Genomic DNA, 22,493 nt, shown 5'->3' with positions numbered 1-22,493 from the left:
CCTACTAGTTAGTCTCGCTTTTGTATTAAAAAAGGACGCATCATATCGTAATCTTCATGTTCCAAGATATGACAATGCCAAACGAACTTTCCAGCATAGGGGGAAAAAGTTGCGATTAGTCTTGTAATCTGTGCCGAAGGGGCAGCTATTGTGTCTTTCCAACCTCTTTCATTAGGTTTTGGTTTGACGGCTGATCCGGTATACACGATGCTTCCATCTTGATTGAATTTCTCCAGGTTAAAGGGGGTACGATCTAGAACCTGGAATTGAACAAGATGTAAGTGAATCGGGTGTGTAAAGCCTGTCACATTAATGATAGACCAAATTTCAGTAGAGCCAAGTTTCGGTGTTTCTGAGATCGGATCATCCCAGTATTTATTGTCCAATAATAATAAAGGCCTACCAAAATCATCACTCGCACCTACCAGTTTTAAATTTCGTATGGCTGATATAGGCTTATCTTTAAGGGAGGGGATAGATGATAAGTGCTTTGGAATGATTGTCGAATCTTTTCCCTTTAGAGGCAAGCGAACATTAAACTGCATAATATCCCCTGTCTCATCTTCGGGAGTGTTGATAGAACCGAGGTCATTTCTTAAAATTAATGATTTTCCTTGGTATTTCCTAAAATCAATAATTACGTCAATTCGTTCTGCTGGTTCCATTGTGATGCTTCTTGCTACAACGGTTTTTGAGAGGAGCCCGCCATCTGAACCAATTTGATACATTGGGTCTCCAGATTCAAGAGATAACGTATAGGTGCGTGTGTTGGAGGCATTAAGGATTCGGAACCGATATTTTCTTGGTTCTACATTCAGATATGGCCAAATTTTTCCATTCACTAGAATCTTGTCACCAGTAAATGCTGGTAAGATGGAAGGAATCGGTAAGTTAGCAGGTGGATTTTCCGGTCCCACCGGATAAAATAGCGATCCATCATTATTAATGGTCTTATCCATTAAAATAAGCGGGATTTCATATTCATCTTTAGGGATATTTAATCTTTTTTCTTGCTTGCCTCGGATAATATACATGCCGGCAAGACCAGCATAGACATTCAGCCTCGTTATCCCCATGGCGTGGTCATGATACCAAAGAGTGGCAGCACGTTGTTTGTTGGGATAGGAATATACTTGATGGAGAAATTCTGGACCAACCTCCTTGAAATTTCTGGAAAACCAAGCTTCTGGATATCCATCATTCTCCGGTTTTGTCACACTCCCATGTACATGCGTAACTGTTCGAACTTCAGGATGGTTAGCGATATGGTGAATTGATTTGTCCACTGGAAGTAAATGATTATCGGGCAAATGGTTTTCCCATTTTATATGGAGTTCTTCTCCTTCATTTACTTCAATAGTAGGACCAGGAAATTGGTTATTGTATCCCCAAAGCCGTGTTGGTTTTAAGTCCCTGTGTAGCTTTTGTCTAAACTCCTCCATACGCATTTCTAAATAGGAACCTTGTTTTTTTATCGTTTGCATTATTGGTAGCTCATCTACAAATTTTTTCAATTTCATTTCATTACCTCCACAAAACTAGGTAGTAATACAGTAGATGAAACTTATCTCTATAAGGGTTGGGCGATTATCCTAAAATAATGAAAGGGCGAGAAGAAGTTACATTTCCCTCTTGATTTATCAGATTAATTGGAATACAATATAGTAACAAATGAATCATCTTATCAAGAGAAGCTGAGGGAACTGGCCCGAAGAAGCTTCAGCAACCTCTGTTTACTCAGAAAGGTGCTAAATCCAGCGAGTGTATCTTGGTAGATAAGAGCGGAACGAATATAATTGTAAGAGCCCTCTTTTTCCTATCAGAATGAGAGGGCTATTTCATTATCATAAAGGAGAGATCAACATGAATGAAATTGCTATCTTGTCGGGAAGTCCTTCCAGTCCTTCTCGTTCAGATCAAGTATTAAATTATCTTGGGAGTATATTGAATCAGAATGGTTTTTCGATTACTTCTATCTCTGTAAAAGATGTTCCTTATGAAGATTTATTTACTGGGAATTTTAATAGTCAAGCCATTACCTCCATAGCTCAAACCCTTGAATCCGCAAAAGGAGTCATTGTAGGTTCTCCGGTTTATAAAGGAGCATATTCAGGAGTGTTGAAAGCTTTACTGGATGTTCTTCCGCAAGATGTTCTTAAACATACGCCTGTTTTACCTGTCATGACTGGAGGAAGTATGTCGCATTTGCTAGCTATTGAATATGCTTTAAAACCAGTATTAGCGACATTAAAAGGTCATAATTTAAAAGGGCTATATTTTTTAGATAGCCAAATCGATAAATTTGCGGACGTTCCTATTATCGAAGAAGCTTCATTGGAAAGAGCTTCAAAACAAGTGCACTATTTTATAGAACTTATTCAAAACCATCAAGGTGTAGTTCATTCATCTTCATAAGTGGTGAAATGATGATTTGATTTATTTATCCCTTTCCATTATTAATCGCTATTATATTTATTTTAATTAATAAGCTATACTTTATGGAAAAGGGAGGTAGTCGAAATGTCGATGAATTTTCATGATGATAACATGAAAATGACATACGCCAGCAGAGAAGCAGATCCGTCTTGGCTTCAAATTGTGAAGGACATTATAACTCCAACAAGTGTCATTTATGCTGCAGATATTGGATGTGGTGGTGGTATTTATACGAAGGCTTTATATGAATTAGGAATTAACAACGTTATTGGGATTGATTATTCAGAAGCGATGCTGGCAGGTGCTAAAGAGAATTGCAAGCAGTATCCGATGATTCATTTAAGAAAAGGGCATGCATATCAAACGCATTTACCAGATAAAAGTGTCGATTTCGTACTCGAACGGGCACTTATCCATCATTTAGATGATCTATTTGCTTGCTTTACAGAAGCTTCTCGTATCTTAATGGATGATGGCGTCTTGCTTGTACAAGATCGTACATTAGATGATTGCCTGAAAAAGGGAACGCATCAGCATATAAGAGGCTGGATTTTTGAGATGTTTCCTCAGCTAAAGAAAGTGGAAGAGAGACGTCGTATTTCTAGCGTGGATGTGAAAAAGGCATTATTTGATGCAGGCTTTAACCATATTACTGAAACAAAATTGATGGAAACACGGAAGATGTATTCATCAAAACAGGAACTGTTAACAGACATTCAGCAAAAGAATGGTCGTTCAATTTTACATTATTTAAATAATCATGAAATGGATCGCTTGCTTCTGTCTTTAGACAAAAAAATTGTAAGTATGAGGCCAATAATCGAAAAAGATTATTGGACCATTTGGAAAGCACAAAAGTAATCGGCTATGTTTGTTTTATTTTCCCTTTAGCAAAGTCTGGTGAAAGCGTAATAGTTCATCGTTTGGCCGGTATTCCATAGCCTTATTATTATGATGGGCAGCAAGGTCGAATGCTTGTAGATTATAATAACAAATACACAGTTGTTGATGTGGGTACCAAGTGGAATATGCCGGGTAAGAAAAACCCCAAGAACTTTTAGGTTGTACCACACGTAATGCTAGTTCATACCAAAAGATAGCTAACAGAAATTCTCGTTTCTTCTGAAATAAAAGGCCAATTCGACTGCAGGCTTCTGATCGAGCTGTTTTTGAAAAACGAAAAGATTGAAATAAAGATTCTAGTGCAAGCTCAGCTTCATTTAAATAATAAAAACAGTCCGCACGAAAAATACAGGCAAATATTTTTTCTTCAATCCAGCCATATTTCATATTTATTCCATTTGTATACGCTTCTATCGCTTGTTGATAAAAACCATTTTCACGTAATTCATTGCCATAATAAAAGTAGTCTCGTTCCGTAAAGCTTCTGCTCTTACAAATCATTGCTTCATAGATATGGAGGTTCCGACCATAGGCATGTGCATTCTTTTTATGTGAAACTGCAATATCCGAATGAAAAATTTTTCCTCGTACTTGAAGATAATTATGGCAATCGCCAAACCATTGGTATTGCTTCCTCCGTTTTACTAACCGATTTCTTCGATATTGTAACGTAACGTTTTCGTATTCATCTATTCCAGCTAGATATATCATCGATACGGCATCAAATTCCGGATTTAAATGCTTCTTTAAATGAAATAATTTTTCTTGTTCCATTTTGTCTATAACGTCATCTGCATCTAGATAAAAGATATAATCTTTCGTAGCATACGAAAATGATTGATTCCTTGCTTCACTGAAATTATCGGTCCACTCAAAATGGAAGACGCGATCCGTGTATTTTTTCGCAATTGCAACCGTATGATCATTAGATCCTGTATCTACAATATTAATTTCATCAACAAGATGGGAGATCGAATCAAGACAGCGTTCAAGCACGTGCTCTTCATTCTTTACAATCATACAAAGACTGATGGTAACCATTATCTTCTTCCTTTCATATGGTGTAGCAAGAAGTTTATTATAAAAAAGAAGATACTCTGTAGGGGGAGCATCTTCTTTGATTGTAACGATGGAATTAATATCCGGTTGTACCTTCTGGGCCAGTTGGACCTGGGATATCCGGGTTGCTATCAAAATCTAATAATGCCACATCATCAACTAATATGCTAGAAGATAAAAAGTTACCTGATTGTTTGCTTATTTGAACAATTGCTTGTGTTGCTGTTTCGGGTACGATATCTGTTGTGTGATAAATTTCTGTCCAATTACTAGATACAGCATTTGGCAAATCGCCTTGGCTGATTTCTACGAATAATCCATTCGTAATAACAGCATTATTTTCATCTAGAAAATCAACAACTAACGTGACGCGAGGATTACTTAAAAAACGGGTACTAGACAACGATGCAAGCAGTTGGAAGTTTTGTCCCGGAGCAACTGGAACGGTTTGGCTAATGCTTGCTGGAGAAGTACCTCCACCCAATTTAGCAGATGCATTTCCGGTGTGAGAATAGAACTGAGTAATTGTACTATTCATTATATCCCAGGACTGAAAATCACCGGTTTCAAATCCCCCATTAAGCAATAAATTATTAACAGTCAATCGTGTTCCTCCTCTGATAGATTAAATTTTTATTCCCTATACGTTATGCAAATAATTAAACCTTGTTCAGGCACTAGCGCCAGATAACAAGTACATTTTATAGAATTTTAATAGGTTATAATCTCTTGTATCGCTTTTAAAAATTGCTTTGCACGCTCTTCGTTTGTGTGATGTGAATGAATAAACGTATAGCCATTCTCAGTAATTCGCTGTCTCTCTTGGTCATTTTCTAGATAGTACGCTGTTTTTTCTTCGATATTTTCAACGGTACATGCTACAAAGTTTTCACCATCTTTAAATCCTAAATCAATAATATCTTTGTTGGACTCAGCTAGTAATAGACTTTTACATGCTGGTGCTTCAAAGAACTTCAGGACGGCAACACCACCAGTCTCGTTCCTACTACCGCATGTGAAAAAGATTTTCGAACGGTTCAGTTCTTTGGCGTATTTTTCATTGACAATCAGTTGATCAGATTGTTTTACGCGATGCCCTGGATGGGGGTGGAGCACAAAACTAGGTTTATCACGCATTTTTTGAAATACAGCATCTCGAAAGGCATAGCGTCCTTCTGGAGGGATTTTCTTAGGGAGCGTATAGTTGCCTTTGTTGGACTCATCCATGTAAACTAATCCCATTAATAATGCGTCAATATCCTTTTTTAGTCCCCAATCTTTCATAATTTCTGGATTTATCGCCCATGGCAGCCATCTGAATTTACCTCGGTAGTGTGGGAATACGTTGAGAAAGGGATGCTTCGTGGCAGAGAATATGAGATCGATTTCGACCGCTTCGAAGTATTTCATCCGTTCCTCAGGTTTCCAATGTAAGTCAATGACAAAACAGCCTTTCGGAATCGTGGTCTGGTCTAAACCTTCAATATTTGGGGCTAAACCATAGTTCCATGCAATATCATAATGAAAAATAAAGTCAGGCGTAACGTCTAACTTTGACATAATATCATTGATATGGCCATCCGTATGCCAATAGTATACATCTGCAAACTGTTCCAGTGCCTTCACTGTGTCGATCTTTGGCTTATGCTTTGCATAAACCCAAAACGGTTTAATTAACACAAGTATTTTTAATTTTTGATTCATTTGAAAGACTCCTTTCCTGTTATTTTGATTAAAGCTTCCAATAGATCCCTTGATTAGCAACCGATGCAGGGAGGACACCTTTGATATCCATCATAATACTTCCCTTATTTGTAAGTTTGCTAAAGTCTAGTGTGTGAAATAAGGCGTGGGGTACACTGAAGATAATTACATCGGCTGGAGTTAATTGGTTTAATGGAAGGAGGTCCATATCATAATTATTTTTGAATACAACTGGATCAGCTAATGGGTCACATACTTGCATATGAAATTCAAGTGCTAGTAATTGATCAAGGATAGCTAGTGATTTGGAATTTCTCGTATCAGTAATGTTTTCTTTAAAAGTGATACCTAATAGAATGACGTTCAAATCCTTCAAATTAAATTTATGTTTCACTACTATCTGAAGCAGCGATTGAACGATATAATCAGGCATTCCCTCATTCACTGTACGGGCATTTGATAGAAACGTGGGATGATAGCCATGTTGCTTTGATTGATAAATAAGATAGTATGGATCAATACCAATACAGTGACCACCAACTAAACCAGGAGTATAAGGATTAAAATTCCATTTTGTTTTAGCTGCTTTAATTACTTCACTTGTTTCAATTCCAAGTTTTCCAAAGATAATAGATAATTCATTCATATAGGCAATATTGATATCACGTTGCGTGTTTTCAACAATTTTAGCTGCTTCAGCAACTTTGATACTAGAAGCTTTATAAACAGAAGCATCTAAAATACTGGCATACAAATCATATATTCGATTACACACGTGTTTCGTCTGACCAGCGACTACTTTATTGTTTGTTTCAAACGTGTGCTTATCATCACCTGGATTTATTCGTTCGGGGGAATAGCCTACAAAAAAATCTATTCCTGACCGCAGACCAGATTCTTTCTCTAGTATAGGAACACAGATATCTTCAGTTGTGCCTGGATAGACGGTAGATTCATAGATAATTGTTGTATCCTTCGCTAAATGTTTACCGATTAACCTCGAGGCACTCTCAATAAAAGTCAGATCTGGTTCATCGTTCCATGTGATGGGTGTTGGTACAGCAACAATGATATAACGACATGTTTGAAGTGCTGTTCCTTTATCTGTATAAGAGATATGAGCAGCAGCTAATTGATCACTGGAAAATTGTCCACTGGGATCATGATTACACTGTAAAAGCGCAAGTTTTTCCAGATCTACATCAATACCGGTAACGTTGTATTTCTTTGCAAAACCGAGTGCTACCGGAAGTCCAACATACCCAAGACCTACGACAGCTATTTGATCTGAACACTGCAAGTAAGGTGTAATGTTTTCTTTGACATAGACTTCTTTAGGAGGATGCTCGACATAATGGTCGATCATTCGTTTTAAAGCTTGAAGAATTTCAGCTTGAGATTCATCGATTTCCTTATTCCTATTTAATAGATCAAACCAATGATCAGCTAGATAGATGTCGATCATTGACTGATCAGCGTAGTTTGTATTCGGTTGAATATCGTAGCTGGACAGAGAAGAACGAATAATAAATAGCTGGTTCGATACTGGATGAGTGATAATCACTAATTGCTGCTTCCTATTTCGATCATTAGTAGGAAGAAGTGTGGAGACAGCTCTTTCTACTTCCGTATCACATTCAATTAATTCAAGGTTTTTCTGACGAAAGAAATAGATGATTTTTCTCTTCATCGGACTATTAGTGCCGATGATATAGTGTTTGTTTTTTTTGTCGAACATAATCCTTATCCTTTCAGTTGGAATGTATTAATGGTATATGCGTTGCTCTAAAGGGTTGTTCTAGGTTAATAGAAAAAAGGCTTCCTTCTATCATGAAGTTGTCTCATCGACAAAAGCATATTTCATCTTGGTTATGGTAGAAGCCGTGTTTGTGGTAAAGAAGGAGCATAATCTACTAGGAGCAAAATAAAGAAAAGGAAGATGAAGATGATTCCGATTAGCAACCCTAGAGGACAGTTAGAGCAAATACAAACCGAAATTGAACAGACAATAAGAACAGTGATCGAGAGTGGATCCTATGTTATGGGGCCACACGTGGAACGCTTAGAACAAGAATTCGCAAAGAAGATAGGTGTTACAGAGGCAATTGCTGTTGCCAACGGTACCGATGCGCTTGTACTTACTTTGCAATCTTACGGAATTGGCAGTGGTGACGAAGTTATCACAACACCGTTTAGCTTCTTCGCCACGGCAGAAAGTATATCTAGAGTTGGTGCAACTCCAGTTTTTGTAGATGTTGATCCAAAAACCTATACTATTAATCCACAGAAGATAGAAGATAAACTAACTCCTGCAACGAAAGCAATTATGCCAGTTCACTTATTTGGTCAGCCAGCAGCAATGGATACGATTAATCAAATTGCTAATTACTATGGTTTAATCGTTGTTGAAGATGCCTGTCAAGCATTTGGAGCAACTAGAGGTGGTCAAATGGTAGGGAGCTTAGGAGATGCTGCCTGTTTTTCGTTTTTCCCTACAAAAAACCTTTCTACCATAGGGGACGGAGGCATCATTACAACTTCGGATAACAAGATCGCTAAGCGAATTCGTTCCTTACGAGTGCATGGAAGTAGCCAGAAATATTTTCATGATGAAATTGGTTTTAATAGCAGACTAGATGAGATTCATGCAGCTGTTATTCTAGTATGTTTGAAATATATTAATGGATGGAATAACCATCGCATCGAATTGGCGAAGAAGTATTATCAAACATTAGCACCTCTTACTTGTATGAAACTTCCATATGCAGATAAGAAAGGGGAACATACCTATCATCTATTTTGTATAGCTTCTTATCAACGAGATAAGTTGAAAGGTTTTCTAGATAAGCAAGGCATCCAGACCGGGGTCTATTATCCATGCTGTATTCACTTACAACGAGCTTACCGAGAGCATGGGTATCAAGATGGGGATTACCCAATCGCTGAGGCTTTAGCAAACACCTTGCTAGCAATTCCATTGTTTCCTTCCATGACAGAACTTGAGCAAGATAGCGTAGTTCATGCCTTAGAAGAATTTGAGGTGGCGCAGTCATGGTAGGTGTGGGTATCATCGGCTGTGGTTATATTGCCAAAAAACATGTTGCATCCATTGCAAACTGCAAAGAGTTAACATTAGCAGCTGTAAGTGATTTGCAAGTCGATCGGATGGAGGAAGTTGCTAAAAGTTATCGACAAAAGCAGTCGAATGAAGTGGCTCCTATAACAATCTATGAAGATTATCATAACCTTCTTCAAGATTCACGGGTAGAAGTAGTTATTGTTTCGACTATTTCAAGCCTGCATGCCCAGATTGCTATACAAGCACTGCAGCATAAGAAGCATGTAATTATCGAAAAACCGATAGCACTGTCATTACAAGAAGTAGAGGAAATGATTAGGTTAGCTGAACAAAAAGACCGAAGAATCTTCGTTTGTCATCAACTACGTTATCGTCCTTTCATGCGTAAGTTGAAATCCTTCATCGAGAAGGGGTACTTTGGTGATATCTATTTAGGAGTAGCTACATTACGACTTCATCGTTCCCAAGCATATTATGCGTCATCACCTTGGAAGGGCACATGGGATAAAGATGGTGGAATGTTACTAAATCAAGGAATTCATATGGTAGATTTATTACTTTGGCTTTTAGGCGATGCTACATCTGTTTATGGGGAGATGATGAATACCAATAAGAATAAAGAAACAGAAGATATTGCAACAGGAATTCTATCTTTTGAAGGACAATCCAAAGGATTAATTGAAGCGAATACCATTACTAAACCAAGTAACCAAGGTTACTATTTGTCATTATTTGGAGAAGAAGGATCTATTATTGTTGGTGGGGAGCATTTCAATGAAATTATTCACTGTTATAGCCAAACCCATCCAGAAGCTATACAAGCGTTAGGGAATACAACGAATGATAGGAACGAGCATATGTATATGTATCAAGACTTTATTCGAGCGATAAAAAAACAGGAAGATCATTTAATGACTGCCTCTGAAGGAAAGAAAGCATTGGAAGTTATTTTTGGAATGTACCAGTCAGCGAAAGAAGGTAAACCAGTTCGCTTCCCTTTAAATGATTTTCGCACAGAATGGATGCATGATTGGTAACATAAGTGATATGGATAGATTAGTAGAGAAGCGAGTTGCTAGTGTATGATTAATAGATTGGAAACGAATTTGATCAAACAAGAATTTCTACCACTTCAACAAGCATCGTATGAATAGGAATCATCGATGCTTGTCCTGTTTCTCGTAAGAGGAAATGAACTAAATCGTCCTTTGTAAATCTGCTTTTACTAATCCAAAAACATCATGGTCTACATAACGGTTATAAAGCCATTCCGCTTTTCGTAATCGGCCTTCTTTCTGAAAACCAAGCCGCTCCGGAATAGCAGCACTTTTTTTATTCTCTGTTGCTACACGAATTTCTATACGATTCAATTGTAGATGTTGAAAGCAGTAGCTAATAATAGCTTGACAGGATTGGGTAATCAAGCCATTTCCCTGATATTGCTCTCCTAACCAATAACCGATGGATGTGGAGCGATTTTCCCAATTAATGGTGTGTAAGCCGATGATTCCAGCCAATTCCCCTTTGTACCAGATACCAGCTTGAAATCCATTATTTGCACTAAATTGTTTAAGGGCAGCATCGATAAAAGATAATGTATGTTGTACTGTTTGGGTATAATCAATCCAGGGTAACCATTTCCGTAGGTGATATCTGGATCTATCTGTCAATATAAATAACGCTTCTGCGTGACGGTGCTCCAATATTCGTAATTCCGTATCTGGATTCAGTCGGTGATAAAACAATAGATACCCTCCTTTTTGGCTATGATATACTTTATAAAATAACAATCTTTATAATATTATTATAATTGAATGATTAATCGTTTCAATGCCAAGATAAATGAGGTGTCCAAACTGAATCATGCTATCGAAGCTTTGCAGCAATTCAAGTGCTTATGTAAAAACAAGCTCGGGAATAATCTGATTGGTGTATATTTACACGGATCATTAGCAATGGATTGCTATAATCGAACGTATAGTGATATTGACTTATTAGTTATCATCCATCATAACTTGACATCACATGATAAAAGGCAATTCATCAGCGAAATAATTAACATAGAGAACAATCTAGATGTGCGTATCGAAATGAGTATTCTTCTACAGGAATCTTTATTTCCTTTGCAATACCCGATCGCATTTGAATTGCATTATTCCAAAGATCATAGAGCTCGTTATCACAGAGACGCTAGCTATTTATGTGAGAATGGCAAAGATGATGATTTAGCTGCACATATTGTCGTAACACATGAGCGTGGTAAGGTGCTATATGGCGAAGCGATTACCTCAGTTTTCCCCGATATAGATAGAAAAATGTATCTTGCGTCGATTAGGAATGATGTGGCCGATGCTTACAATAATATTATTTATTTCCCTGTCTATTATTGCTTAAATTTATGCAGAGTGGATTATTTTATGAAAGAAAATAAAGTAACATCTAAAAAAGAAGCAGGTGAATGGGCATTAAAACATCTTCCTGCTCGGTTTCACCATTGTATTGAATTAGCTCTAGATGTATATATTAGTGAAATAGAATTGGAAACCAAATGGGATCAAAAGCAATTAACCGCATTTGCTAATACTATGTTAGAAGCAATTAATCGTAATATACGTGAAAAAAAATAAGCGGCTGTTTATTGGATTCAGCAGCTTACTCATATACCCCTTCTGTCTCTAAATGAAAATCAACCGTTATCCTGTTTAACTTCTCTTTAGTTAATGAGTAATTTTGTAATTGGTCAGGTTTTACCCGATCATGAAATAATTTATTTTTTATGTTGTAGAGGTCGACTCCTTTTTCAACGCCTATTTCATACGTCTCTCGAATTTCTTTCTTCATTTGTTGTCGTACTAAGTTCTCAATTTCTTTCATCGGCAGTTGTTCTTCCAAATCGGTAACGGAGCCAGAAGCTTTAAGCTGAATATTAAATTGAAAATTTTTGTTACCCCGTTTGATTATAAATTTTGCAGTAGGTTCTAATATACGTACCGACCCTTTCTTGACATTATCCTCTGTTAGAATATCGATTGTCGTGTTATTTGTATCTTCTTGTGTCCATCGCAGTCCAGGAACTTCCTTAAAGGATAACCATTCTTTACTTTTACCGTCGTTTACAGGAAATACACCATTTATTTCTAAGGTTTGCTTAGGTTTTATGTCTTCTTTTGATTCTTTCCAACTCTTATCGTTAATTGAAATTGAAGGAAGAATCGCTGTTCCGCCAGGTTCCTTGTAAATGGAAACAAATTTATGCATTCGAAGCGGCGCGATATATGAGTATTCGTTAAACATATCTAATGGCTTATATAAAATCGTGTATACGGGTGGTAATTGATAAAATCCAGATAACGACATTATTTCTTCAACTGATTCTTTCGTACCGAACATCCAAGGAGTGTAGCGAAATTGACCATTTTTTCGCAATGATTGTTCTGCATCCGTCACTCCTTTTTCTAATATGGCGTCAGAGTAGATAATGGCACCTATATGTGCCCAATTAACAACCTGTTGTGAGGTTCGATATAAATTATTGACAGCATCATTAATTGTTTTACCCGTAGCTTTTCCAATATACAAAGGGGTACGCTCAGATGTTTTCCCTGACTCTTGTTTTGCTACATTAGAAAAGTCTAACATTTGTACATAAATAATATAGTTATCTTCTTGGTAATCAATTCCTAATGTCGTAATATAGTTAACTTCGCTAATTTGTCTTTCATCCCAACACCCCGTTAAGATAATAAGCAGAACAATAAGCAATATACATGTTTTCACAAGTCTCATTTACTTTTCACCTTGCCTATCGTTATCGATTGGATGTAGAATGGCTGCACGTTCATTTTGGTCGACAACTGGTTTTTTAAGGATAGATTTTAAAACATCTCTTCTAATGAATGGGGAAATCGGACTCAAATAGGGAACCCCGAACGATTCTAATTTGGCTAAATAGCCGAGTGTCAAAAATACACTGATAAAGAAACCAAACATACCAAAAATAGATGCAAACAGGATAGAGGCAATTCTAAAAATCGAGACTGTTCCAAATAACGCCTGATTTCCTAAAGTGAAAGTAGCGACAGCAGTAATTGCTGAGATAACCAACATCGTAGGAGAGGTAAGGCCTGCACGTATGGCAGCGTCTCCAACAATTAATCCTCCTACAACAGCAACAGTTTGTCCTACTGCTTTAGGTAAACGAACACCAGCTTCTCTGAATAACTCAAATAGTGCGAGCATTAGTAATAATTCGATTGTTGGACTAAAAGGTATACCTAATCGTGAAGCGGCTATCGTTGCTAGCAAGGGGAAAGGGATTTGATCCATATTATAAGCGGATAAGGCAACCCAAAATGCGGGTAAAAAGATAGCAAGCATAAACCCTACAAAGCGCAGTGCCAGTTCAAATGTGGCATAATAATAGGGGGTATATGCATCCTCTGAAGAATTAAAGAAATAACCTAGATTTGCAGGCCCAACAACTACATTCGGTACGTTATCAATAAAAATAGCAAATCTTCCTCTTGCCAAGCTTCCTGCTACACCATCCGGCCTTGAAACAGATTCCATTAATGGAAAGAGAGAATAGTGTGAACCGCCAATGATCGGTAATAATTGATTATCACTAGATAAAAAATCAATATCTATCTGATTCAATCTCTCTCTCGCTTTACGAATCATTGGTTTATCTTGGATATCTGTGAAGTATACGAGCTGTACTTTTGTCTTACTTCGTTTTCCGATGGTAAACTCTTCAGCAACAAGTGAATTGGATTTTACGCGTTTTCTTACCAACGCAAGATTCAACGAAATATCTTCAACAAACGCATCCCTTGGACCACGAAGCGACACTTCCGAATTGGATTCTTCAGGAGTACGTTTGGGTACATCTATCGTATTGAAGAAGTAAATCACTTCTGCAATTATAATTGCAGTATATCCATTAAATATTTTTTCCAAAAGAATAGATTCAAGTGCATCTATGTTGGATGTCCATGGCTTTTTTACTGTACAGTTGATATTTTCTAATCCTTTTAAGCCAGTATGATAAAAGGTAGACTGAATATCCGGAAAGATGCTATTAATTAATATATGATGATCGATAAGTCCATTACAATAAACAACGAGCATTGCCTCTTTCTTTTTTGTATTAAATAAGTGATGTTCTTCTACACTGACATCGGAAGTATGGCGAAATAATTCCTTGATAATCGATTGTTTTGCTGGTTGGTTATTTTTTTGCATGAGCTTTGTTCCTCCTTCCATTTGCAATTGCGATTAAGACAGTAAGAATAAAGATAATACATATTCCTAAGATACCGCCACCAATATAATAATAATTAGCTAAGAAAGAAAAAAATGCCTCGTCCGTTATAGGAGCAATTGTAAATAAGATATAGAAAAAACAAATAAATAATTGAACAAATATCCGTTTTGCTCTCGAGTGTATTTGAAGAATTTGAGTAAGGATATATAAAGTTGCTGCTAATCGAATGAAGTTACCCGACAGCCATTGATAAATCGATAAAAAATCCAAGTGATTAAAGTAATTACCTAAACCTAGAATTCGCCATTGGAAAAATGCTGGAAACCGCATTCTTTCAGCTTCTTCTACACCAAATGCGGCAATACTGCCCAACAATGGCCCTGCAGTCAAAATACAAAGGAATAAAATTAGAATAAGCATATGTTTAAATTGAATTCGCTTGATCACTTGATGCTGTAGTAATAGTAATAAAAGAGCAACTTCAATGACCGAACCAAGTGAAAATAGTGCACCTCTAAATACGTCTTTCCAGGTATTTTCAACCAAAACAGGGGTGACTAGCATGTAATCTTTGTCGGGAATTGTGCCAATTGCTACAAAAATGCCAAATATAATTACCAGTGGAAGCAGTACACCTGCACAGATAGCAATGACGTTTAATCGACCATAGGAAATATAAAAGGATGTACCTAATAAAAATAGCGCAATCACAAGATTCGGTGTTTCAAAGAGATAGGTTTCGTCAGTCCACATGGTTGTTTCTTTCAATGTTATCCAGCCAGCAACTACGAAAAATAATAAGAATAGGAGTCCAATAACCCTGCTTAGGAAACGAGAATAATTTGTGGTTAGCCAGTCAAATACAGATGTAGCATTAATCCCTTTGAGGACATATAGAACAACTGGGGAAAAAATAGTAAATACCATGTAACCAATGATTACACTAAGCCACGCATCACGCCCGGCGGCATTTATTAAAATCGGTATAACCAAGACATGATTACTTAATCCTGTAGCTAATAATAAAATAGCAAAAAACTGCGAAATGGAAATCTTACTCATTCAGGATCCCCCAAGAAATGTAGATAATGGTAGTGTGAGGGAAGTATGAATAAATTATTCATTGCACGAAAAGAAGTGAATAGCCAAGTTACACAAAATATTATAAAAAGAGCTTGTTGAGAATGGTTCTCTACAAGCTTTGATAAAACAATCTTATGTTAGATGTTCGTTATAATAATTTCCCCAATGAGGTCGTCTTCCGTCCGCATCAGTAAAATTGTAGATATCGGATAGCTCCCAGGTACTTAATACTTTTCCGGAAAAACGCTGAAAATTAGGATCTAAGCTAAGATGTTTAATTGCTTCACCAAGATAAAAAGGAGTTTCCGATGCGATAAAATGTGGATCTTGCTTTACTCCATCTTGCCAATTATCTTCGGTAACACCGAATAAATCCAGCATCGCTTCTGATCGAAGAAATCCTGGAGTAACGGCACAGGCAGTAATTCTATCTTTTCGCAGGTCGTGAGCTGCTGCACTCGCCATATGAATATTAGAAATTTTAGCCAAACTATAATAAAAATTCCCCCGATAGGAATAATCGGTTCCATCGGTAATTTCGATAAGTAATGCTTGATTAGATTTGCGGAGCAATGGTACTGCATAATGAGTTGTTATGATATGAGAAGTAACGGCCTGTTGTAAGAGCTGTAATCCATTTCGTAGATTGTGATCTCCAACAGCAGCCATCCAATCTGTTAATGGATCCCCTCCCCAGACATCGTTAACGGCAATATCTAATCTGCCTTCATTTTGTTGTATTTCTTCAACTAATGCTTGCACTTGTCCTTCGTACGTATGATCAATTTGTAGAGGGACCCCTTTTCCTCCTGCTTTTGTAACCAATTCTGCTGTTTCTTCAATGGTTTCTTTGCGCTTCATCGGTGACGTATGCTTTCTGGTTGTTCTGCCAGTTACATATACAGTAGCCCCTGTTTCTCCTAGTTTTATCGCAATGGCTCGGCCAGCACCACGAGTAGCACCAGCTACAAGTGCGATTTTTCCGTCTGCCTGCTGCAATTTCATCATTCCTTTCCATAAGATCTATCATTAATGTAGCATGTTTAACTTGACACCCTATGTCATATTCATAAAATAAAATCCACAGCGTTATTGTTAGCCACTGTATTTTTTTGTAAACTTGTAGCAAAGGTGATCCTTTTAGATAAGAAAAATACACCAAAGAAAGGGACATATAGCAATGCATAAGATTATACGTTTGAAATGGCCGGCGTGGGCAATACTTTTTATTGTCGTCATCGGGTCGATTATTACTTTTACATATTGGACAAAACATTCACAAGCAGTAACCGAAGTACAACAGAAAGCATTAAGTAATTATCCTGGTCTTCATTTAGAAACATTAACAAAAGAAACGGATACGTACACCCTAGCAATTAGCAAACCGATTGCTGAAAGTGAAGCAATCAATAAGTCGATCGAAACATGGATCAATCAGCAAGAGAAAAAGTTTCTTACAAATGTGGAGGAGAATAACCAACTGCTGGACAAGGATCGTCGTGCTCATTTAAATATACATGTGGAAACAGAAAAGCTAGCAGATTCCCTTTATAGCCTTGTTTTTACAGCTTATCAAATAACTGGAGGAGCAAATGGTCAGGAAACCATTAAGACATTTAATGTGGACGTGAAAGGGAATAAGATGCTGGACTTAAAGGATATTTTGAAGGGAAAAGACGAAGCTTATGATACCATTCGCACAAGTGTAAGGGAACAAATTGATCAAAACGAAGACTTGAAACCTTATGTCTTCCAAGATGCTATGGAAGATGCGCTTCGTAACCCAGTGAATTGGAAATGGTCATTAAATGAAAAAGCTTTACATCTCTATTTTGATGAATACGAGATAGCTGCGGGCGCTGCAGGAACGATTGAAATAAACATACCAATTGCACAATTACGTGCTTATTTGCAAGATGATGTAGCTGAACAATTACAAGTTACTGTGGTAGAACCTAATATAGAAGGGCAGTCCTCTGTTAAAGAGAAGGCATTAGATCCGAATGGTAAGTATATTGCCTTAACGTTTGATGATGGACCTCATCCAAAAGTAACTCCACGGGTTTTACAGACACTCCATGACTATCAAGCAAAAGCGACCTTTTATATGCTTGGGTCACAAGTGGAATATTACCCATCCATTGTTAGAGATGTGTTTGCTCAGGGTCATGAGGTAGGAAATCATACGGAAAAACATACGGACTTAACCCAATTGGACCAAGCAATGATTGAACAAGAAATAAAAGAAACCAAACAGAAAATCTATCAAGCTAGTGGCTACTATCCAACAAGTATACGGCCGCCATATGGTGCCTATAATGAATCTGTAAAACAAGTAACTAATAAGCTAGATACACCTATGGTACTATGGTCTGTAGATTCATTAGATTGGAAGACTCGTGACCCTGACGCAATTAATCAAGTGGTTTCTGAACAAGTAGCATCTGGCTCGATTGTGCTCATGCATGATATCCATCCAACGACAGCAGACGCATTGCCACAATTATTATCAACATTAAAAGAGGAAGGGTACGAATTTGTCACCGTTTCTGAATTACTTTCCTTACAAAAGGCAAAGGGTAACGGACCTTTCTATGGAAAATCATAAGAACAAGCGCATGATAAAAGCTCCCAATTCAGCTACAGACTGATACTTCTAGGGGAGCTTTTTGATTTGTTTACTTTCTCATCCATTCTCGAACTAACATGAAGACTCATCTTATGTATTCCTAACATAGACAGCCCAGCGAGCCACTGATCTAACTTTGTGTTGATTGAAAATGGAAGTAAACTATTCTGTTGAGTTGTTGATGCTGGTATACACCATTGAGTTGCTGCTTGACTTGCTAGTGGATTACTAGCTCCATCGAAAAGTGCATATATAATAAACAATAAACAAGCAGGCATGATGATCATACTACTAATGAAAGTATAACGCTGTTTTTGTTGTTTGTTAAAATATTCTCTCGCTTCTGAAGCGATGATTGGCCACCACATTACGACTGCAAGTAAAAATAAAAGGAATTGATAAGAACGTCTCACTGTAGGAGTGACTGCTAAATATTGGAGGGTAATCGGAAGATGATAAAGAAAGAACATAACAGCAAATAAAATGAGTGCAAGCATTGTCATAATTCTTATAGGTTTGGCAGTGAATTGCTTCGTTGAGGAAGAGCGTTTAGGGAAGCTTCGGACCAAAAGAGGTGGGATGATAAAGTATACGATGCTCATTTGAATCATATGTGTACTAAAACTAATATGTCCCAATGCAGACAATGGACTGCCTATGGTAATGTATAGGATAAGCATGGAACTAAAGAATAGTACCGATTTAAAGAAATTCCCCTTTTTCCAACTAAGTATGACATATACGATGGAGCAACAAATAAGGATGAGCAGTAATTGCATGTTCCACTCTTGAAGAAATAGAAAAGTTTCTACATTCATTTTATCTCCCCTTTGCTAGTTAACGTAAAATATGCGATAAAATGAAAAGGTTCTGGTTATTTATGTACACTAATAAATGATTATATGAATCGTAGACAAAGAATATTCACAAATAATTCATAGAAATAATATTGATGAATTCGATTACACATGATATATTTCGTTATAGATTGTTAAGAATTGTTATAAGTTAGAAGGAGAGACAATGATGCTGCCATTGGAGCGACAAAATCGGATAAAAGAACTTATTTATCAAAAAAAGAATCTTAAGATCGCTGACTTAAGTAAGACATTCGGTGTATCGGAAATGACGATTCATCGGGATGTTAAAACAATTGAAAAAGAAGGAATTATTACAAAAACCTTTGGTGGAATTTCTTTGATACATCATCAACCTTCTACAAATGAGGATTGTGTACTATGTAATCGTAAAATGAATGAACGATTAGCATATCGGCTGATCCTAGAGAATAATACAATTGAAATGACTTGCTGTGCCCATTGCGGCTTACTACGTCATCGTCAATTAGGGGACCAGGTGATGCAAGCGATTTGTCATGATTTCTTCAAACAAACTACAATCGGCGCACAGATTGCATGGTACGTTATGGACACTTCGCTGCATATGGGATGTTGTCAACCTCAATTGTTAACGTTTGAGTGGAAAGAGCATGCGGATAAGTTTGTGAAAGGTTTTGGCGGTCGGGTCTACACATTTCAAGATGCAAGTGATGCATTGTTTCGAAAGATGGATGGCGCACATCATTGTAAGAAAGAAAAGGGGTAGGAGGGGTATAATGGTTAAGAAGGTCTCGATGTTTTTATTTTTCTGCTCGTTACTTGTTCTTGCAGCATGTGGGGAAACCAATGAAGATGGGCCCCAAGCTGCTGAGGACGAAGAGGTAAAATCACTGGATGTTGCATTTGACGTTCCCGAAACTGCTGATGTCGGAGAAAGTGTGACATTGGAGGCGACAGTGTTGTATGGGGACGAACCAGTTAAAGATGCAGAAGAGGTTATCTTTGAAGTATGGGAGAAAGGGAATAAAGAAGATAGTAGTAAAGATTTAAAATCTACAAACAACCAAGATGGTACATATACAGTGGAGACTACATTTGACCAAGATGGAGTGTATGAAATGTATGCTCATACAACAGCAAAAGATCTTCATACCATGCCAAAAAAATCGATAACCATTGGCGAAGTTAACAAGCAGGAAGCAGCAGATGAACATCATTCAGCAGAGCATGAACACGGCGCACATACGGAAGGTTTTCACATGCACTTTAATCAGCCAAAAGATGTGATGGTTGACCAAGAAACAGCAATGACAGTACATTTGCAGATGAATGATAAGCCTTTAGAACAAGCTACTGTCCGCTATGAAGTTTGGAAAGAAGGGGAAGAAAAGCATCATTGGGTAGATACGGAAGAAACTAATGCTGGTGAATATACCGGAAAACATTCGTTTAGTGAAAAAGGAACCAATTATGTCATTGTACATGTTGAAAACGATGATGGGTTACATGAACATGAAGAACATGTGGTTGAAGTGACCGAATAATCGCGTAAAAAAAGATTGTTTCCATGGAAACAATCTTTTTTTGAATGCTATGTCAAGCTTATAAGCAATTCATTTATAGATCATTTGCTAGAAAACCACGAAAACTCGGTATTTTATTTACATCCTTTTACAAAATTTTCAGAGCTTAAAAAAGAAAGCGAAGACAGGGTAAAGAGCAAAATCGATTTGGATAAATCGATTTTTTTAAGATGTTATAGGATATTCTGCTCACAAATTTGATTAAATGATAAACGAACGTATTCTATTCATCTATAATAACATTCTTTATCGAATGTTATTTCCTGGGCAATGAGACGTTTACTCGTGGTGGATAATTAAATTTTTATCAATTGAATTATTGTCATTGATGATCGGATTTGTCGAATTATACAAACGTTTGATTAAAACTTGTGTTTTTTAGTGGAATTTGTAAAATAGCAGCGTTTATTATGACTGCATCTAAATTTCTCATTAGAGTATCGAAGAGGTGCGAACTTATCTTGGATTTTTAACTGCTATGTAATCGGACATCATTTGGTGGGTTACTTGCTCTTCATTATTCATATTGTCATCCAGAGCAAACGAAAGGATTCATTTTTTTCTAATGCTACATTTGATATGGTGGACTCCTTTACATATCCGATTAATAAGGTTCAAGGAAGCCATGTTGGCTCCCTTCAAAAATTATTGATTCGTATCTACTTTTTCGGCATTAAAATGGTAGTCAGCGATGACTTCTGCCAAAGCCTCTGAAGTATTATTGAGCTCTTCCTTATTATTATCCACTCCTCCGATTTCAATAAGAATTGAGTTAGCTGATAAATCCTGATTATATACGCCATTTCCTTCTGATTTGTCTTTCAGAAAGATGCCACGACTGACTCCTGGGTATTTCTGTTCTAGACTATTATTCAGCTTCTCAACAAATTCTAGATTTTGCTTGTAATTTTCATGCTCAATCCCAACAATAAAATAAAGCTTTGCGTAAGGTTTATCGTTTATCGTTGTAGTTGTAATATCTTTACGTTGTGCATCACGGTGAATATCAATAAAGTACTGTGCCTTATCGTTTGTAGCCATCGCCTCTTGAACGGTCTCCCTTGAGAATTTATAGGAATCATAATAATCCCATCCTTGCTCATGTAGTCCAGCTGTAACATTCGTGGTATCATGGAATGTAGTCATTCCTTGCTTTTCTAACTGCTCGGTTAATAAAGACCCTACCATAACAATATTCTTGTCATTATCAGTACTTGAAGCATCGCTTGGTTTGGTCTTCTCTTCTCCTAAGAGTGGCAAGAATGCTTCCCAACTATGACTATGATAGACAAATACATCTGCTTCTTGTTGATCGGTTTCGTTCTCCTTTTTTGGGGGTTCTTTTTCTTCTTCATTCGTATCTTCTTTCAGTAAATCTTCAAAATCTGGAGGAGGAGATTCAATTGGTGTATTTGTACTATCAGCATTGTTGCCAGCAAACTGTATCTGATTCGAACTCGTGTTGAGTCCTGGCAATTCTAAATCAAGTAAGCTGCTAAAATTATTTAGAGTTATACCAGAAGCTGCTTCAAATAAAACGGTTGATAATTTAGGTGTCTCTATTCCATTTTCTTCTAATGTACCTTCGAGTTGAGGGACTTCTGAACTCATCATAAATAATAAAGCATCTGAAAAGATAGTTGATTCGGTCAGTTTACTAATTAGCGGTACATGAAAGAAATCCGTTTGTAGTTTGGGTAAGGTAATGAATGAAATAGCTGCGAAAATAACAACAATACTAATGATTGCTGAAAATAGAGTTTGTTTAATGTTCATATAAGACAACCTTTCCTAGTCTTTCTATAGTTTATGCTTATATGTTTTTTTCATAGAACTATTTCATATTACAAACTAATTAAAATATTTACCCTGTAAGTTAAATATATGGATGAACATGATGGAACAAAGAGCG

The 22,493-nt window shown here is 36.9% G+C and carries 20 protein-coding genes and 1 riboswitch; of the genes, 8 read left to right on the top strand and 12 right to left on the bottom strand.

The window, feature by feature from the left end; translation table 11 throughout:
• Positions 1-8: 8 nt before the first annotated feature.
• On the bottom strand, positions 9-1,520 hold the full coding sequence (locus M948_RS38430; protein ID WP_021291877.1) for a multicopper oxidase family protein: 1,512 nt from the start codon (positions 1,518-1,520) through the stop codon (positions 9-11).
• 158 nt (positions 1,521-1,678) lie between these two features.
• Positions 1,679-1,782, top strand: a riboswitch (SAM riboswitch).
• A gap of 81 nt (positions 1,783-1,863) precedes the next feature.
• On the opposite strand from M948_RS38430, the gene ssuE reads away from it, so the two are divergent.
• Positions 1,864-2,415, top strand: a complete 552-nt coding sequence (gene ssuE, locus M948_RS38425) for an NADPH-dependent FMN reductase (RefSeq protein WP_021291876.1) — start codon at positions 1,864-1,866, stop codon at positions 2,413-2,415.
• A 105-nt stretch (positions 2,416-2,520) separates the two neighbouring features.
• Positions 2,521-3,297 (top strand): class I SAM-dependent methyltransferase, encoded by a 777-nt coding sequence (locus tag M948_RS38420; protein WP_021291875.1) that lies wholly within the window; start codon positions 2,521-2,523, stop codon positions 3,295-3,297.
• A 15-nt stretch (positions 3,298-3,312) separates the two neighbouring features.
• Here M948_RS38420 and M948_RS38415 read toward each other — a convergent pair whose 3' ends face one another.
• The 4 genes from M948_RS38415 to M948_RS0122150 all read right to left on the bottom strand — a co-directional run bounded on the left by M948_RS38415 (position 3,313) and on the right by M948_RS0122150 (position 7,840).
• Positions 3,313-4,380, bottom strand: a complete 1,068-nt coding sequence (locus M948_RS38415; protein WP_021291874.1) for a glycosyltransferase family 2 protein — start codon at positions 4,378-4,380, stop codon at positions 3,313-3,315.
• Positions 4,381-4,474: 94 nt separating this feature from the next.
• Positions 4,475-5,002: an NTTRR-F1 domain gene (locus tag M948_RS38410; protein WP_021291873.1), complete on the bottom strand. Its 528-nt coding sequence runs from the start codon at positions 5,000-5,002 to the stop codon at positions 4,475-4,477.
• Between the two features lie 107 nt (positions 5,003-5,109).
• On the bottom strand, positions 5,110-6,102 hold the full coding sequence (locus tag M948_RS38405; RefSeq protein WP_021291872.1) for a glycosyltransferase family protein: 993 nt from the start codon (positions 6,100-6,102) through the stop codon (positions 5,110-5,112).
• 28 nt (positions 6,103-6,130) lie between these two features.
• The gene (locus tag M948_RS0122150) at positions 6,131-7,840 is read right to left on the bottom strand and encodes a nucleotide sugar dehydrogenase (RefSeq protein WP_021291871.1); all 1,710 of its coding nucleotides are present in this window, start codon (positions 7,838-7,840) and stop codon (positions 6,131-6,133) included.
• Between the two features lie 207 nt (positions 7,841-8,047).
• Between M948_RS0122150 and M948_RS38400 the strand changes: the two genes are divergently transcribed.
• Entirely contained in the window at positions 8,048-9,160 is a 1,113-nt protein-coding gene (locus M948_RS38400) for a DegT/DnrJ/EryC1/StrS family aminotransferase (protein ID WP_021291870.1), read from the top strand.
• Positions 9,154-10,218: a Gfo/Idh/MocA family protein gene (locus tag M948_RS38395; RefSeq protein WP_021291869.1), complete on the top strand. Its 1,065-nt coding sequence runs from the start codon at positions 9,154-9,156 to the stop codon at positions 10,216-10,218. The genes M948_RS38400 and M948_RS38395 overlap by 7 nt, the downstream gene beginning before the upstream one ends.
• 159 nt (positions 10,219-10,377) lie before the next feature.
• Here M948_RS38395 and M948_RS38390 read toward each other — a convergent pair whose 3' ends face one another.
• Positions 10,378-10,926: a GNAT family N-acetyltransferase gene (locus M948_RS38390; RefSeq protein ID WP_021291868.1), complete on the bottom strand. Its 549-nt coding sequence runs from the start codon at positions 10,924-10,926 to the stop codon at positions 10,378-10,380.
• Between the two features lie 102 nt (positions 10,927-11,028).
• Between M948_RS38390 and M948_RS38385 the strand changes: the two genes are divergently transcribed.
• Positions 11,029-11,808 (top strand): aminoglycoside adenylyltransferase domain-containing protein, encoded by a 780-nt coding sequence (locus M948_RS38385; protein WP_021291867.1) that lies wholly within the window; start codon positions 11,029-11,031, stop codon positions 11,806-11,808.
• 25 nt (positions 11,809-11,833) lie between these two features.
• Here the strand turns inward: M948_RS38385 and M948_RS38380 are convergent, their stop codons facing one another.
• The 4 genes from M948_RS38380 to M948_RS38365 all read right to left on the bottom strand — a co-directional run bounded on the left by M948_RS38380 (position 11,834) and on the right by M948_RS38365 (position 16,529).
• The gene (locus tag M948_RS38380; RefSeq protein ID WP_021291866.1) at positions 11,834-12,967 is read right to left on the bottom strand and encodes a Ger(x)C family spore germination protein; all 1,134 of its coding nucleotides are present in this window, start codon (positions 12,965-12,967) and stop codon (positions 11,834-11,836) included.
• Positions 12,968-14,425 (bottom strand): spore germination protein, encoded by a 1,458-nt coding sequence (locus M948_RS38375; RefSeq protein WP_021291865.1) that lies wholly within the window; start codon positions 14,423-14,425, stop codon positions 12,968-12,970.
• Positions 14,412-15,509 (bottom strand): endospore germination permease, encoded by a 1,098-nt coding sequence (locus M948_RS38370; protein WP_021291864.1) that lies wholly within the window; start codon positions 15,507-15,509, stop codon positions 14,412-14,414. The genes M948_RS38375 and M948_RS38370 overlap by 14 nt, the downstream gene beginning before the upstream one ends.
• A gap of 153 nt (positions 15,510-15,662) precedes the next feature.
• Positions 15,663-16,529, bottom strand: coding sequence for an SDR family oxidoreductase (locus M948_RS38365; protein ID WP_031335648.1), 867 nt, complete (start codon positions 16,527-16,529; stop codon positions 15,663-15,665).
• Between the two features lie 181 nt (positions 16,530-16,710).
• Between M948_RS38365 and M948_RS38360 the strand changes: the two genes are divergently transcribed.
• The gene (locus M948_RS38360) at positions 16,711-18,138 is read left to right on the top strand and encodes a polysaccharide deacetylase family protein (RefSeq protein WP_021291862.1); all 1,428 of its coding nucleotides are present in this window, start codon (positions 16,711-16,713) and stop codon (positions 18,136-18,138) included.
• A gap of 32 nt (positions 18,139-18,170) precedes the next feature.
• Here M948_RS38360 and M948_RS38355 read toward each other — a convergent pair whose 3' ends face one another.
• Positions 18,171-18,977 (bottom strand): cytochrome c oxidase assembly protein, encoded by an 807-nt coding sequence (locus tag M948_RS38355; RefSeq protein ID WP_021291861.1) that lies wholly within the window; start codon positions 18,975-18,977, stop codon positions 18,171-18,173.
• A 205-nt stretch (positions 18,978-19,182) separates the two neighbouring features.
• Here M948_RS38355 and M948_RS38350 point away from each other — a divergent pair, with 205 nt between their 5' ends.
• Both M948_RS38350 and M948_RS38345 read left to right on the top strand, forming a co-directional pair.
• Positions 19,183-19,764: a DeoR family transcriptional regulator gene (locus M948_RS38350; protein WP_369759892.1), complete on the top strand. Its 582-nt coding sequence runs from the start codon at positions 19,183-19,185 to the stop codon at positions 19,762-19,764.
• Positions 19,765-19,774: 10 nt separating this feature from the next.
• Complete coding sequence (locus M948_RS38345) at positions 19,775-20,542, top strand: FixH family protein (protein ID WP_021291859.1); 768 nt, start codon at positions 19,775-19,777, stop codon at positions 20,540-20,542.
• Positions 20,543-21,226: 684 nt separating this feature from the next.
• Here the strand turns inward: M948_RS38345 and spoIIP are convergent.
• Complete coding sequence (gene spoIIP, locus M948_RS38340) at positions 21,227-22,357, bottom strand: stage II sporulation protein P (protein ID WP_021291858.1); 1,131 nt, start codon at positions 22,355-22,357, stop codon at positions 21,227-21,229.
• Positions 22,358-22,493: the final 136 nt, after the last annotated feature.

Origin of the sequence: Virgibacillus sp. CM-4 (assembly GCF_000445495.1) — a bacterium.
Lineage (GTDB): Bacteria > Bacillota > Bacilli > Bacillales > Amphibacillaceae > Virgibacillus > Virgibacillus salexigens.
Note: the sequence above shows the minus strand (reverse complement) of the source record. Positions and strands in the feature narration are given on the sequence as shown.